Source organism: Paraferrimonas sp. SM1919 (assembly GCF_010993985.1).
Taxonomy (GTDB): Bacteria; Pseudomonadota; Gammaproteobacteria; order Enterobacterales; family Shewanellaceae; genus SM1919.
The window spans coordinates 1-531 of sequence record NZ_WINH01000129.1 but is presented as its reverse complement, the minus strand read 5'-3'; the positions used below and the strand labels follow the sequence as shown (position 1 = coordinate 531).

Here is a 531-nt window from a genome sequence, read left to right as displayed (position 1 = left end):
CCGCGTGGCGAAGGCCGGCAATCTGGGTGCATGGTCTGAGCTCGTGTCGGAGATGGGGCAAATCGCCGCCGTGCCCGACATGAAGGCAGTCGCCGATGATCCGAAGCTCTCCAAAGCCGATGTGGCGGGGATCTTCCTGTCGGCGCTGAAATCTCCGGTGTCGCATGAAGCGAAGGAACTGGTTGGCCTGCTGGTCGCCAACAAGCGTCTTTCGCTGCTGCCGGAAATTGCCGCGCAACTCCATCTGCTGCGGAATGCCAGCGAAGGCGCCGCCGACGTCGAGATCACCAGTGCGTTCCCGCTCGAGGGCGCGCCCCTGACCGATCTGGTCGCCACGCTCGAACGCAAGTTCGGCAAGAAGCTGCAACCGCACGTGACGGTCGATCCTTCGCTGATCGGCGGTGTGCGTGTGCAGGTGGGCGATGAAGTGCTCGACACCTCGATGCGCGCGCGCCTGGCGCAGATGCAGTCTGCGCTCACCGCCGCGTAATGCTGTTCCGCGAGGCTCGGACGAAATCGACGATATCGCCC

At 64.2% G+C, this 531-nt stretch carries 1 protein-coding gene; it reads left to right on the top strand.

All coding sequences use genetic code 11. The features are described 5' to 3' along the window. Positions 1-4 precede the first annotated feature (4 nt). Positions 5-490, top strand: coding sequence for a F0F1 ATP synthase subunit delta (locus tag GFB48_RS17460; protein ID WP_368669086.1), 486 nt, complete (start codon positions 5-7; stop codon positions 488-490). Positions 491-531 lie beyond the last annotated feature (41 nt).